This window comes from Rhizobium sp. NZLR10 (assembly GCF_019685125.1).
GTDB lineage: Bacteria > Pseudomonadota > Alphaproteobacteria > Rhizobiales > Rhizobiaceae > Rhizobium.
In genome coordinates, this window is record NZ_JABDWE010000030.1 from 26,472 (window position 1) to 39,873 (window position 13,402).

General features: G+C 59.5%; 15 protein-coding genes and 1 pseudogene. 3 read left to right on the forward strand and 13 right to left on the reverse strand.

Going from position 1 to position 13,402, the window contains the following annotated elements; genetic code table 11:
* Positions 1 to 25: 25 nt before the first annotated feature.
* The 7 genes and pseudogenes from HJB82_RS30560 to HJB82_RS30590 form a co-directional block, all read right to left on the reverse strand.
* Positions 26 to 481: a DUF1801 domain-containing protein gene (locus HJB82_RS30560; RefSeq protein ID WP_207580747.1), complete on the reverse strand. Its 456-nt coding sequence runs from the start codon at positions 479 to 481 to the stop codon at positions 26 to 28.
* 34 nt (positions 482 to 515) lie between these two features.
* The gene (locus tag HJB82_RS30565; protein ID WP_221117153.1) at positions 516 to 986 is read right to left on the reverse strand and encodes a DUF1801 domain-containing protein; all 471 of its coding nucleotides are present in this window, start codon (positions 984 to 986) and stop codon (positions 516 to 518) included.
* 1 nt (position 987) lies between these two features.
* Positions 988 to 1,204, reverse strand: a pseudogene (locus HJB82_RS30570) (hypothetical protein); the annotation flags it as partial.
* 43 nt (positions 1,205 to 1,247) lie between these two features.
* Positions 1,248 to 1,658, reverse strand: coding sequence for an SRPBCC domain-containing protein (locus tag HJB82_RS30575; protein ID WP_207580750.1), 411 nt, complete (start codon positions 1,656 to 1,658; stop codon positions 1,248 to 1,250).
* Positions 1,655 to 1,978, reverse strand: coding sequence for a helix-turn-helix transcriptional regulator (locus HJB82_RS30580; RefSeq protein WP_221142321.1), 324 nt, complete (start codon positions 1,976 to 1,978; stop codon positions 1,655 to 1,657). Before HJB82_RS30580 ends, HJB82_RS30575 begins: the two co-directional genes overlap by 4 nt.
* A 366-nt stretch (positions 1,979 to 2,344) precedes the next feature.
* Entirely contained in the window at positions 2,345 to 3,520 is a 1,176-nt protein-coding gene (ssuD, locus tag HJB82_RS30585) for an FMNH2-dependent alkanesulfonate monooxygenase (protein ID WP_221142322.1), read from the reverse strand.
* Positions 3,521 to 3,871: 351 nt separating this feature from the next.
* Positions 3,872 to 4,243, reverse strand: coding sequence for a hypothetical protein (locus HJB82_RS30590; RefSeq protein ID WP_207580753.1), 372 nt, complete (start codon positions 4,241 to 4,243; stop codon positions 3,872 to 3,874).
* A gap of 163 nt (positions 4,244 to 4,406) precedes the next feature.
* Between HJB82_RS30590 and HJB82_RS30595 the strand changes: the two genes are divergently transcribed.
* Together HJB82_RS30595 and HJB82_RS30600 are read left to right on the forward strand one after the other, a co-directional pair.
* Positions 4,407 to 5,306, forward strand: a complete 900-nt coding sequence (locus tag HJB82_RS30595) for an NAD(P)-dependent oxidoreductase (protein ID WP_207580754.1) — start codon at positions 4,407 to 4,409, stop codon at positions 5,304 to 5,306.
* A 76-nt stretch (positions 5,307 to 5,382) separates the two neighbouring features.
* Complete coding sequence (locus tag HJB82_RS30600) at positions 5,383 to 6,066, forward strand: DNA alkylation repair protein (protein ID WP_207580755.1); 684 nt, start codon at positions 5,383 to 5,385, stop codon at positions 6,064 to 6,066.
* Positions 6,067 to 6,117: 51 nt separating this feature from the next.
* Here the strand turns inward: HJB82_RS30600 and HJB82_RS30605 are convergent, their stop codons facing one another.
* The 5 genes from HJB82_RS30605 to HJB82_RS30625 form a co-directional block, all read right to left on the reverse strand.
* Positions 6,118 to 7,014, reverse strand: a complete 897-nt coding sequence (locus tag HJB82_RS30605) for a LysR substrate-binding domain-containing protein (protein WP_221142323.1) — start codon at positions 7,012 to 7,014, stop codon at positions 6,118 to 6,120.
* A gap of 448 nt (positions 7,015 to 7,462) precedes the next feature.
* Positions 7,463 to 8,503: a porin gene (locus tag HJB82_RS30610; protein WP_221142324.1), complete on the reverse strand. Its 1,041-nt coding sequence runs from the start codon at positions 8,501 to 8,503 to the stop codon at positions 7,463 to 7,465.
* Between the two features lie 772 nt (positions 8,504 to 9,275).
* Positions 9,276 to 9,764 carry an Lrp/AsnC family transcriptional regulator gene (locus HJB82_RS30615; protein WP_007629545.1) on the reverse strand — a complete coding sequence of 163 codons (489 nt, stop codon included), beginning with the start codon at positions 9,762 to 9,764 and terminating at the stop codon, positions 9,276 to 9,278.
* A 69-nt stretch (positions 9,765 to 9,833) separates the two neighbouring features.
* Complete coding sequence (locus HJB82_RS30620; RefSeq protein ID WP_221142325.1) at positions 9,834 to 10,466, reverse strand: uracil-DNA glycosylase family protein; 633 nt, start codon at positions 10,464 to 10,466, stop codon at positions 9,834 to 9,836.
* A gap of 4 nt (positions 10,467 to 10,470) precedes the next feature.
* Positions 10,471 to 11,028, reverse strand: a complete 558-nt coding sequence (locus tag HJB82_RS30625) for a thermonuclease family protein (protein ID WP_221142326.1) — start codon at positions 11,026 to 11,028, stop codon at positions 10,471 to 10,473.
* A gap of 106 nt (positions 11,029 to 11,134) precedes the next feature.
* On the opposite strand from HJB82_RS30625, the gene HJB82_RS30630 reads away from it, so the two are divergent.
* Positions 11,135 to 12,670, forward strand: coding sequence for a HAMP domain-containing sensor histidine kinase (locus HJB82_RS30630; RefSeq protein ID WP_207580760.1), 1,536 nt, complete (start codon positions 11,135 to 11,137; stop codon positions 12,668 to 12,670).
* Positions 12,671 to 12,720: 50 nt separating this feature from the next.
* Here the strand turns inward: HJB82_RS30630 and HJB82_RS30635 are convergent, their stop codons facing one another.
* Entirely contained in the window at positions 12,721 to 13,110 is a 390-nt protein-coding gene (locus tag HJB82_RS30635) for a diacylglycerol kinase (RefSeq protein ID WP_221117156.1), read from the reverse strand.
* Positions 13,111 to 13,402 lie beyond the last annotated feature (292 nt).

The window sequence follows — 13,402 nt, forward strand, 5'->3', positions numbered from 1 at the left end:
TTGCGCGAAATGCTTTAGCGAAACCTCATGTTCCGCTTGATTTCTTCCGCGACACGGCAGTCTTTGATAACGTGTTCAGCGCTGCGGCGGCACGAACGAGCGCCTTCAGCGCCTCCTCGTCGATCGTGTCGCCTTGATGGAAATCGATGGCGCGCCGGGTGTTGCCTTCGAGGCTGGAGTTGAACAGTCCCGTGGGATCCTCCAGCGAGGCGCCCTTGGCGAAGGTCAGTTTCACCACGCTCTTGTAAGTTTCGCCGGTGCAGATGATCCCGGCGCGCTCCCATACCGGAACTCCTCGCCACTTCCATTCCTCAAGCACCTCGGGCACGGCCTGCTTGATCAGCATTCGGACCTGGGCAAGCTTCTCGCCCCGCCAGTCTCCCAGTTCCTCGATCCTCGCATCGATCAACTGAGAGGGGGACGTTTCCTCGCTTGCTTCCCCGGAATCGCTTTTCTTCATGGTTGCTGACGCTTTCTTCATGGTTCCTCCCACCCGTCGTTCGAGTGCTATTTGTTTACATCCGTTCGCCGGGCAAGCGGCTGGCCTGCTCCACCCAGGCGGCAAGCTGGGCTTCGTCGATTTCGTCCTCCTCGCGGATATCGAGGTAGCGCACTTCCTTCTGCTTGGAATGGCCGGGCGGCAGAGGATGCAGCGACGTACCCCGGAAAAAGGCCACCTTGACGTATTTGGCGAAGCAGTGAACGCTGAGAAACCAGCCCCGCTCTTCGATGCCATAGAGAGGCGAGTTCCATTTGACCGCCTTGTTCACACCCGGCACAGTGTGCGTGATCAGCGCGTCGAGACGGCGTCCGACGGCGCTTTTCCAGTCCGGAATGGCAGCGATATAGGCCTGCACAGGAGCATCGCCATAACCCTTGGCGATCTGCGGGTTGCCTCCCGAGAGGAGCTTCGGCTCCGCCGCAGCCGGCTGAGTGGCTGTCTTCTTTCTGATCTTCGCTGCGGTATTGGAAGTCTTGCCGGCCATTGCCTTCACTCCTACCTGCCGCGCCATCTGGCAGCATAAGGCAGCATGAACAGGTAAAGACCGGTCAGCAATAGCAGGCCAAGCGGCAGCAGCGCCAAGAGGCCTACCCAGACGATCGATTTCTCCTGGACCATCGCGACGATATTGAGAATGACCGCCATGGCAAAGGCAACGGACAGCCAGCGGTGGGTCTGCCGCAACCAGTTGTTCCATTTCAATGGCACCTCCCGCGTTTAAGATCAGCCCCGGCGATGAGCGGCCTTACTCCGTCCGCGCCAGCACCTGCTCCAGATTTGCGAAGAACTGTGTCCACCCGCTCCTGGCGCCCTGAAAAGCCTGCCGCTGATCCGGCCGGAACCCCGACTGCTCCATGCGCAGGTGCGTGCCCGTGCCGGTCGGAGTGAGAGTCCAGGTAACGGTGCTTTCGAGACCATAGGCATCCCAGCTGTAGGACAGGGTCTTGTTCGGCTCGACTTCCAGGACCTTACAGTCGACGGAACCCCAATCTGCGCTGAACTTGAAGCGGTGGTCGGCGACCGGCTTGAAGTCGCTCTTCATCAGCCATTCCTGGATCAGGTGCGGCTGGGTCAGCGCCCGCCAGATCTTCTCCGAGGGAAATGGGATTTCCCTTTCGATGACGACTGCGCGTGTTTCGGTCGATGTGTCGGTCATTGATCCATCCTTTTCAGCAAATCTTCGAGATCATTGAAGCGGCTTTGCCAGAACGCGGCCATCTCACTCGTCCAGTCGACCAGTGGTGCCAGCGCGCCCAGCTGCGCGCTGTAATGCGTCTGGCGCCCTTCGTGGCGGTCGCGCACCAATCCAGCCTGCTTTAGTATGCCGAGATGTTTTGAGACGACCGGCTGAGAAACCCCGGCCCGAGCCGTCAGAGCCCCGACCGTCTTCTCTCCTTCGCGGCACAGCCGCTCGAAAAGAGCCCGCCGTGTCGGATCAGCGAGCGTTTTGAAGAGCGCGTCTTGAGCATCGGACATTCGAATTCATACCTATTCAGCTATGGATTAATTCATAGCCAATGAGGCATGCGTGAGTCAAGAGGCAAACGAAGAGCGAAAAGAATTAGCAGGCCTAGCCGATGTGGATAAGCCGGCGGACACGACGTTCGGGAAGACTGTGAGGAAATGAAGCATATCTCACTGGCTATAAATCAACGCGTTTCGCTGGATTATGCGCCCCAGGACGATTTCGGCAGGATGGCGCCAAGGTCTCAAACAATGACAATCATCAATACCGAGGATTACGCGATCTGCCGCTCCGAACCGGGCATGGCCGCACTCAACAAAACGCCGAAAGCCACGGGGCGGCTTCCGGCGATATCCTGTTCGGCGTCGCGTCGGAACTCAGGAACCGGAGACGACCTTCAGGTTGCCGCCGTGGCTGCCGCCTGCAAAGACCTGCTCGCCGCCGAATTCGTTGTTGAACGCCAGGCGCTGCTGCGCGCGGGTGATACCGAGCTCGGGGAAGAGCAGCTCGGCGACACGATAGGCTTCCTCCAGGTGCGGATAGCCGGAGCCGATCACCGTATCGATCCCGATCTCCTGATATTCGGCAAGGCGCGCGGCAACCGTCTTCGGCGACCCCACAAGCGCGGTGCCGGCACCAGCCCGCACCAAGCCGACACCGGCCCAGAGGTTCGGCGAGACCTCGAGCTTGTCGCGCCGGCCGCCGTGAAGAGCGGCCATACGCTTCTGGCCGACCGAGTCGGACTCATGAACGAAGCGCTCCTGCGCCTCGCGGATCGTATCGTCGTCGAGATGGCGGATCAGCCGCTCCGCCGCCTCCCATGCCTCCTCGTCGGTCTCGCGCACGATGAAGTGCAGGCGGATGCCGAAGGTCACCTCGCGGTCGCGCTCGGCGGCCGCCTTGCGCACCTTGGCGATCTTTTCGGCCACCTGTGCCGGCGGCTCGCCCCAGGTCAGATATTTGTCGACGCGGCCGACCGAGAAATCGATGCCGGCATCCGATGAACCGCCAAAATAAAGCGGCGGACGCGGGTTCTGCACTGAGGGAAAGCCGAGGCGCGCATTTGTCGCCTTAATGTATTTGCCGTCAAAGCTCGCCGTGCCCTTATCCAGCAGTTCCTCGAAGACCGTGAAGAACTCCTCCGCATGGGCATAACGCTCGTCATGTTCGAGATGGATGCCGTCACCGGCAAGCTCGGCCGGACTGCCGCCCACGACGATGTTGAGCAGCAGGCGGCCGTTGGAGATGCGATCGAGCGTCGTCGCAAGTCGCGCGTAATAAGCGGGCGATGCCGTGCCGGGGCGGACCGCCACCAGGAACTGCAGCTTCTCGGTCTTGGCCGCGAGAGCCGCCGCCGTCACGAAGGATTCTTCGCAGGCAACGCCTGTCGGCAGCAGCACGCCGGAATAGCCGAGCCGGTCGACAGCCTGGGCGATCTGCGTGAGATAGCCGATCTCGGGCGCGCGGTTGAGATCGGAGGAACCGAGATAGGTGCCGTCGCCCGATGTCGGGATGAACCAAAGGAAATTGATGGGATCGGATGTGGCGGTCATGGAAACAATCCTTTGCTGCTAAATTCGAAAATCAGCTCGCGCGGTCAAGCTGGGCCCTGGCAGGCGACGACACACGGACGTGCCTGCGCATCGCAGCCGCACGGATGCTTGGGAGGATCATGGCGGCGGGAAGAATTCCGGGGCTTCGTCTGCGCGTGAACATCTGAATATCCTGTCGATCGATGGCGGCCGGCCGGATGCCGTCAATGGTCGCCGTCGATCGCCAGGATACTGGCATAGACTACAAATTATATCGACAATATCAATTTCGCATTGTCATCCGCTTCGGGGAATAATTTTTCCCGTTCAGGCGCTCGTCGACACGGGCCTGCTGATACCGGCCTTCTTCCGCTACCCCTCCCGACGTTCGGCGGCCAGCCGCTCGCGGAGAAAACCGGCCCCACCTGCAAGGCGCGTCGCCAGCAGGCTAGCCGGATCGACCATGCGCCAATAGGGCGTGACCGTCGAAACCGCCTCGCCCTTTTGCAGCGCGTGGAAAGACAGATCGGCGATCGCGCGCAGATGCCGCTGAACGGTGACCGGACAACAGGCGTCCGCCCCGTATTGGGTAGCGAGACGGCGGCGAAGGACGCCAAGCTCGGTGAAAACACCTTCCTGTGCCAACCGAATTTGCGCTGCGACCATCTGCTGCGATGGAATCAGCGTCGCCTGCATTCCACTGCGGCCTTTGCGCCGCGGCTTGATCGTCGGAATTTCGCTCATATCACCCCCCCGGAACATTTTGCCTGATCCCCATCTAGGGCCTAGGCGAGCGGCGACCAGCCTCCTATGCGTCTATCGGAAGGAACTCCGTCTTCACGGCTTTTCTGCTCCCCCCGTTTCGGTTAATCCTCGGGGCCTCGCACACCCGATAAGGACAGGACATATGGCTAAAGTCGCATTCATCGGTCTCGGCGTCATGGGCTTTCCCATGGCAGGGCATCTGAAGACGAAGGGCGGCCACGATGTCACCGTCTACAATCGAACAGTCGAAAAGGCCGTCGCCTGGGCCGAGAAATTCTCCGGCAAATCCGCTCCCACCCCGGCTGAGGCTGCAGCAGGCGCCGATTTCGTCTTCGTCTGCGTCGGCAATGACGAAGATCTCCGATCGGTGACATCTGGCGAAAACGGCGCCCTGCACGGCATGAAGCCGGGTTCGGTGCTGATCGACAACACCACCGCCAGCGCCGAAGTCGCTCGCGAACTTTATGCCGTGGCAAAGGAAAAAGGCGTCGATTTCATCGACGCTCCCGTCTCCGGCGGCCAGGCCGGCGCTGAAAACGGCGCCCTCACCGTCATGTGCGGTGGCGACGAGGCCGTCTTCGAACGCGCCAGGCCCGTCATCGACGCCTATGCCCGCATGGTCGGTCTGATGGGGCCGGCAGGTTCAGGCCAACTGACCAAGATGGTCAACCAGATCTGCATCGCCGGCCTCGTCCAGGGACTTGCCGAAGCACTGCATTTCGGCAAGCGCGCCGGCCTTGATATTGAAAAGGTCGTCGAGGTTATCTCCAAGGGGGCGGCCGGCTCCTGGCAGATGGAAAACCGCCACAAGACCATGAACGCAGGCAAATATGATTTCGGCTTCGCGGTCGACTGGATGCGCAAGGATCTCGGCATCGTGCTCACCGAAGCGCGCCGCAACGGCGCCAAGCTGCCTGTCACTGCCGTGGTCGACCAATTCTACGGCGACGTACAGGCGATGGGCGGCAATCGCTGGGATACATCCTCGTTGCTCGCCCGCCTGGAACAGGATGATTTTAGTCCCGGTCGGACTAAAATCTGAATCTCGTTCTAAATTGAAGGGACAGGTGCATGATGCCGAAAACCGCTCACACTTTTCGGCATCATCCTGTAGAAAAATGATCACGCCCGCCTCCGACGCAGCCGAACTGATCGCGCATCTCGAAAAGCTGCGTTCGGAGGAAAATATCGCCGGCATGGCGCGCTTCGGCATTGTCACGAACCGCGCCCTCGGCATATCCAATCCCGATATCAAGGTGGTCGCCAGACTGGCGAAGAAGGATCAAGTCCGGGCAGTTCAGCTCTGGCGAAGCGATATCCGTGAAGCCCGCCTGCTCGCCCTGTACACCGCCGAGCCGAAGCGGCTGACGGCAAACAAAGCCCGGAATTGGGCCAATGATTTCAATTCCTGGGAGATCGTCGATTGCCCCGCCGATCTCTTCATCGAGGCCGCGCTGGACGAGCTCATCCCAGAATTCGCCGACGACGAGCGCGAATTTGTCAAGCGCACTGCCTTCGCCATGATTGCCGGCGCAGCCGTCCATTGCAAAAAGGAGCCCGACGCCACCATCCTTGCCTGGCTGCCGCTGATCAAGGCTCATTCCGGCGACCCTCGAAACTTCGTCCGCAAGGCGGTCAACTGGGCGCTTCGCAGCATCGGAAAGCGCAATCTCGCCTGCCATGCACCGGCGCTGGCCCTCGCAAGAGCCTTGGCCGAAAGCTCTGATAAAACCGCTCGCTGGATCGGCAAGGATGCCAACAGGGAACTGGCCGGCGAGAAGCTGCTGGCACGGCTGCGATAAAGCGGATGCCGGCTTCAAACCTGAAGCCCCTTCTTGGTCAATGCTGCTTCATCAATGCTGCCGGGATTTTTCGACCAGGAAATCGATCAGCACCCGCACAGCCGGCGGCATGCCCTTGGCGGTCGTGAAGACGATATAGAACTGGCTCTCCTCCGACTGCCATTCCGGCAGCACTCGCACCAGCTTGCCAGCCTGGAGATCGGCCTCGCAGGCACTTTCGAGCAAAAGCCCGAAGCCGAGGCCGGCACGGGCCGCGTCGAGGATGGCGGTCATGCTCCGACAGGTCAGCCGCGGCTGATGCCGAATCACCTGTCTGGCGTCATCTGGACCGATCAATTCCCAGCTGTGGAACGACACCCATGACGTCATTGCCAGCGTCGGAAGCTCGGCGAGCTCGTCCACACAATTCAAGCAGCCGGTGCGCTCGACCAGCGAGGGACTTGCGACGAGAATACGCCGCGCCCGGTCAAGCTTGCGCATCGTCAGGCTCGTCTGCGTCTCCGGCTCGTTGGTCGCCCTCACCTCAAGATCGATCCGTTCGTTGATGAGGTCAGCGCGCCGGTCGGAGCCGATGATCTGCAGCTTGATCTTCGGATAGCGCTCCAGGAATTCAGGCAGTATTCCGCCGACCGAAATGTCGACGAGACCGAGAGGGCAGCCCATCCGCACCACGCCTTGCGGGTCGGATTGAGCCTCGCTGACGATTGATTTGGCGCGGTCGGCCTCCTGCAAGATGGTCTGGCATCTTTCGTAGAAAGCCTGGCCGATCTCTGTCACCCGGAAGTGACGAGTCGAGCGTTCTATAAGCCTTGCGCCAAGCCCGTCCTCAAGGCGGCTGACCCGCCTGCTCAACTTCGATCGCGGTATCTTCAGATCGCGACTTGCAGAAGCGAAGCCGCCGCTGGAGACGACAGCGGCGAAATAATAGTAGTCGTTGAGATCGTCCATACAAGCTGCCCGAGAGAAGGAAATGAATGCCAGCCCCCTGCAAGGAGTTGTATCGTCTCTCCAACAAAGCTGTAATCACATTGTCGGCATTGGACCTTCTTTTCACGACCTGTTGCGGCCAAGCCTGGCGAGGCCGACTACGAGAAAGGACCAATAGCTCCCTTACGGTGATGCTATCGATCAATCCAGCTCGCTTGAAAATTGAAAAAGGGAGTGCCTCGAGAGACGGTCCACGCAAGAAGCCGGCGTGCAATACGCAACATCCGCTCCGGTTCACCTGAAAAGGCTGTGCTGAAAGACTGCCTTGAAGACTGCGCGTCAAAAACGCTGCAAGGACGGCCCGGCAGGGAAGACCGGACCCGTCCCCGTAGCTGATCGGAGGTCACTCGGATCAGAAACTGATTTGAAGTGCCCCCGGCCCGAAGGCCGGGAGCATTCACTAAGTTGATTAGAACGAACGCTGCAGACGGAAGTAGCCCGTCGTGGAGTCGTCGCCATCATCCGGATCGAGGTACTGAACCGAAGCCTTGGCGTAGAAGTTGTCGACGATCTGGTAATCAACTGTCAGACCGACCTTCCAAGCATCGCCGAGACCGTCGAAGTCATCCGGAACGGCCTTGTCGCCACCGAAGTAGTTGCCGTAGTACTGAACGGCCGGGGTGATCTTCAGCTTGTCGGTTGCCTTGATGGCGTATTCGGCTGCAATAGCCCATTCAGCCGAGGAGTAGTAGGAGTTTGGTCCGGAAGAGTATACGCCAGCGAGGCCGAGCGTGCCGGGGCCGATTTCAACCGTACCCATAGCGCGGATTGCGCCGTCTTCGTTGTCGAAGTCCCAGCCGCCAGTGACCTGGTAGCTGAAGGCACCAGCCGTGCCGCCGACGCCGAAGGCAACGCCAACGTTGTTTGCTTCTTCGTCGCCCTTGTAAACGCCGTCTTCCAGTTCGTCGACGCTGAGGCCAGCGTAGAAGGTGCCGCTTTCATACTGATAGCGCATGGAGTTGTGGAGCGTTACAACCGAACCGATGTCGTCGGTTTCGCCGGAGAGGCCATCGTCCCACCAGCTGTAGAAGAGACCAGCGCGGAAGCCCGCGATGTCGAGGTAAGCGGAGTCGAGAATAGCGTCCTGATCGGTGGCGTTGTCAGCATTGAACTGCATGACGATGACGCCGGTCAGCGGACCATACTCGGTATCGCTCTTGGCCGTGAACTGAACCTGACCGCGCGTAACGGCATCCCAATCGGAGTCGTTAGGATGAGCTAGCGAACCGCCAACCTGATCGCCAACGTTGACCTGGAAACGAATGTAGCCTTCGATCTTGAGGCAGGTTTCGGTGCCCGGGATGTAGAAGTAGCCGGTGCCGTAAGCGTCGCAGACGCGAACGTATTCAACCGGTTCCGGCTCAGCAGCAACGATAGCGTCAGCTGCAAGAACCGGCGTCGATGCAGCAAATGCTGCTGCTGATGCAAGCAAAACCATTCTGATGTTCATTTACCAATCCATTCCTTTGTCGATCGGGGCTGGCTTCCAATCGGATAGTCGATTTGAAGCCGGCCCAGTTTGAACAGCCATCTCGGCGTGCGGATCGATCGAACCGCCAAACCGTCATCACATACAAGGCCCTATCAAGCAATTCTCGATACATGCAGGATGGGGCCCCGACAGTAACTTTCACCGGCGACGTGATTTTTATACAACAATTTCAATTATTTAGACTAAACACACGCCAAACGGCTCCGCGACGGAAATCCTCCATCGCAAGCCGCAAACACTACGCCCCATTTTGTCAAATTCTCCACCATCCGACCCCCGTCGAACATACTGGTGAAGCGCACAAACTCTACCGCCGGCTAATGGACAGATACAAGGCAGCGGTTTAGAACATGGTGTCCTGAATTCGATTCCAATGAGACAAAATGATGACATGGCGCTCATTGGTTCCATGCAACATACCCCCGTATTCCTTACCAGGCTATGTATTTCGAGAACCTTGGCGCAATTCGAGCGTTTTTTCGCTATTTTTCGGGATTTTCTGCAATCGGGTCACAATCTGCTGAGAGCTTTGCCTTTCGGCTCAGTCACTCTTTTCGTGGTCGGATTGTCTCTGCAGCCTCAATCCAAGGGGAATGGGGCTCACGTGCGGCCGCAGTCTGCAAACCATCTTAGTGGGTTTAGATGATTGCCTCGGGCGCCCGCAGGCCACATCTCGAATCAACCTTATTGGGTAGTCTCCCGTGCGATCGCAGATCACACGGGGAGAGCTTCAATCCTCGTTGGATTTGGCATTATCGAGAAGCATATAGTCGAGCGGCAACTGCGTCGAATACTTGATCTGCTCCATCGCGAAGGCGGAGGAGACGTCGCGAATCTCGATCTTGGCGATCATCCGCTTATAAAAAGCGTCATAGGCTGCGATATCGGGCACGACGACTCGCAAGAGATAGTCGACATCGCCGCTCATCCGGTAGAATTCGACTACTTCGGGGAACTCGGCGACCACCTCGGAAAAGCGCCGCAGCCATTCGATCGAATGGGTGGCGGTGCGAATCGACACGAAGACGGTGACCTTGGTGTTGACCTTCTCCGGATCAAGGATGGCGACCCGGCGCTTGATGACGCCGTCTTCTTCCATTTTCTGAATGCGCCGCCAGCATGGGGTCGTCGAAAGCCCGACTTTTTTGGCGAGATCGGCCACGGCAAGCGTCGAATCTTCTTGCAGCAGACGCAGTATTTTTCGGTCGAGGCGGTCCATGCGCACAACAGTCCTTTCGAATTATTTTCTTTGTATAACTCGATTCCGCGCGACGAAAAGAATTTTGTTTCAGGAAAGCAGCATTTTCGTTCGATCCTGTAGGATCGGGAGCAATTCTTTCTCGAACCACGGATTGCGCTTCAGCCAGCCGCTGTTGCGCCAGCTGGGATGTGGCAACGGCAGCACCGCCGGCAACCGGTTGGACAGAAGACTGTTACGCCACGCCCGCACCGTCTCGGTCATATTGCCCTGTCTTTCGCCGGCCATATGCCAAGCCTGGGCATATTGGCCGATGACCAGCACCAGTTCGATCTGCGGCATCGCCGAAATCATCCTTCGCCGCCAGAACGGCGCGCATTCGCGACGCGGCGGCAGATCCCCGCCTTTGTCGTCATAGCCGGGAAAGCAGAAGCCCATGGGCACGATGGCGAATCGGTCTCGGTCGTAGAAGCTTGCCCTGTCAACGCCGAGCCATGAACGCAACCGGTCGCCCGAAGCATCGTCGAACGGCAAGCCGCTCTCATGGACCCGAAGCCCGGGCGCCTGCCCGGCGATCAGGATTCGCGCGCTCGATGAGATCACCGCCACCGGCCGCGGCTCGTGCGGCAGCCGATATTCGAGGCCTTTCGCCGGCGTGTCACGACAGATGCGGCAGGAAGCTATCTCCCGCCGCAATGTCTCCAGCTCGGCTTCGTCGGTCATGGCTTCACTCCCATCCGACGATCCGCCTGATAAAGCGCAGCGGGCCATCGAAACCGGAACTCTGGCGCGCATGATCACGCACATCGCGCGGCCGCTCGAAAGTGCCGGCCCAGAGGCCCGCCTTCGCAGCCTTCGCCTCGGTCTCTTCCCTGGCATAACCGCCATAGGAGATGGCCATGCCCCGGCGCACCATGGCGGCATTGATGTCGCCGCCCGCCCCGCTCCGGCAGATGACAAGCAGCCTGTCATAACGGTCGCGCCGGCTGCCCTGGCAAAGCGTTCCCGATGCCAGGACCAGGCCTTGCAGCGCCACGCGCGCCGCCCGGCCGCAGGCCCAGGACTCGCCCGCCCGGATACAGCTCTGGTTGAGTTCCGGTGCATCGATGCCTTCCAGGCGCAAACGTTCGTCTCCTAATGTCAGACTGTCGCCGTCGGCAGCATGGAAAGCGCCCGCATGCTCAATTTTTGCTGCATCGTTGAGTTTGGCGGCGATCAGCGCCACGAGCGCCAGCAGGGCAAAAGCGGTCACGCCGTCGCGAATCAGGCGCAGGCTCCGTGTCACGCTTTTGCCTCCTTAAAAAACAAATCCTTGGCAAAGATGGCAAACATCTTCTTAAGAATTGTCGGTTAAGCTCTTATCCACCCTGGGATGAAGTTTCAACGTGCACATGAGTACCGGCGTAAGCACATCGACCGACAAGATCATCGTCGACAGGTCGCGCAGCCACCGCAACAAGGCCGTTTCCAAGGCCGTGCGGCAGACGCGCGAACGTCTTCAGTCCGGTCATGCGTCCAATTCCTCCTTCGACCGTGACGTGCTCAAGATGTATGTGGCATCGATGCTGCAGGGCGCGACGATCATGCCGCTCTTCGTCGTCATCATCACCGCGCTTGGCGTTTATTTCACCCAAGATACGCAATTGCTCTTCTGGGCGCTGCTGACGCTCATCTGTCACACCGGCAATATCCTGCTTGCGCGACGTGCGCGCCGGCAGGAAATCACCCCGGAGAGCGCCCGCAAATGGCACCGCCTGCTGTTGTTCGGCCAATTCCTGCTCGGCTGCTGCTGGGCCATATTCGCGCTGCAGGGTTGCGATATCTGCGAGCCGTCCAGCTTCATTCTTTATAAGGGCGCGACGCTGCTGATCGCACTCTCCGTCACGGCGATGTCAAACTTTATGCTGACGCCGACGGTGCTCGTCTCCTTCGCGCCAGCGGTCCTGGCGCTCGCCGCCAAGAGCGGCCTGTCGCGCGACCTCCTTGAAATCAGCCTGACGGTGCTCTTCACCACCACCCTCGTCTTCTTCAACTATATCAGCGACCGGCTCTTCAAGTCGAGCCTCAGGATCCTCTCCTACCAGTCGGAGAAGGATGACCTCATTGCCGAGCTTGAAGTGGCGAAATCGATGTCGGATGAGGCTCGCCGCCGAGCTGAAGAGGCAAACCTCGCCAAGTCCCGCTTCCTTGCCTCCATGTCACACGAGCTCAGGACCCCGCTCAATGCCATCCTTGGTTTCTCCGAGGTGATGTCGGCCGAAGTCATGGGACCGCTCGCCAATCCGACCTACAAGGAATATGCCGGCGATATCCACCGGTCCGGCCAACATCTGCTTGATCTCATCAACGAGATTCTCGACCTCTCCCGCATCGAAGCCGGCAAGTACGAGCTGAGCGAGGAGGCGATCTCGCTGCTCGATATCACCGAGGATTGCATCGGCATGGTCCAGCTGCGCGCCCGCGCCAAGAACATCGCCATTTCGGATCAATTCGAACGGCAGCTGCCAGCCATCTGGGCAGACGAGAAGTCGATGCGCCAGGTGGTGCTCAACCTTCTCTCCAACGCCGTCAAGTTCACCCCACAGGGCGGCGAAATCCACGTCAAGGTCGGCTGGACGGCCGGCGGCGGGCAGTACATCTCGATCAAGGACAACGGGCCCGGCATTCCGGAGGAAGAGATCCCCGTTGTCCTTTCGGCCTTCGGTCAGGGCTCGATCGCCATTAAGAGCGCCGAACAGGGCACCGGCCTCGGCCTGCCGATCGTCCAGGCGATCCTTGCCAAGCATGACGGACAGTTCCTGCTGAAATCGAAGCTGCGCGAGGGAACCGAAGTGATCGCCATCCTGCCCGCCAGGCGCGTGCTTCAGAGCCTGCCGGCTGTGGAAGAGGCTCAGGCGGTCGCGCGCAAGCGCAAGAGTTTTGCCTGATCAAGCTGGGCACGATGTTCTGATTCAGCCCCGTAGGATTATCGGCCTGATCACGCCGGGCTGAAGAACAGGTGCCTGCCGAGGACGAAGGCGAGATAGAGGCAGCAGGCGGCGATCATGCAGGTCACCGCGAAGGAACCGAGATCCTTGGCATGTTTGCCGACGATCGAAATCTCCGGCGAAATCCGGTCGATCACCTCCTCGACGGCGGTATTCATCGCCTCCATCGAAAAGAGCCCGAGAAACAGAAGCACCGCAACGACGATCTCCCCGGCAGTTGCCCCCACCAATGCCAGCGTCGCGATCGAAACGACGAAAAAACCGAGTTCCTGGCGGAAGGCTGCCTCTTTCATCACGCGCAGGAAGCCCGCCCAGGAATAGCCGGCGGCGGCGGTGAAATGTCGAAATCCAGTCTCTTTCGTCACCGCAGGCTTCGTCAAGACGCCTCTCTCCTCTTGCAGACTGGGAAAGACTTTGCCTTCCCTTGATGACTCGCAGGTACCCAATCCATTTGATCGGCGCAAGCCAACCCGAGAGCGGATCGGCGACCGACCACTCGCACCAAAGCGCGTCGCGATCTTTCAGATTCGCTTCTCGCGCTTTAGCAGGCTGCTGAAATTCGCTCTGCGTTGGCGCAGTTGCTTGCTGTGGGTCTGATTTTTTTACAGACTGGCTGTCGTGCGGTGGGATTTTGGCCGATTGAGGCGGGTTTTCTGGCCATATCGGCTTATT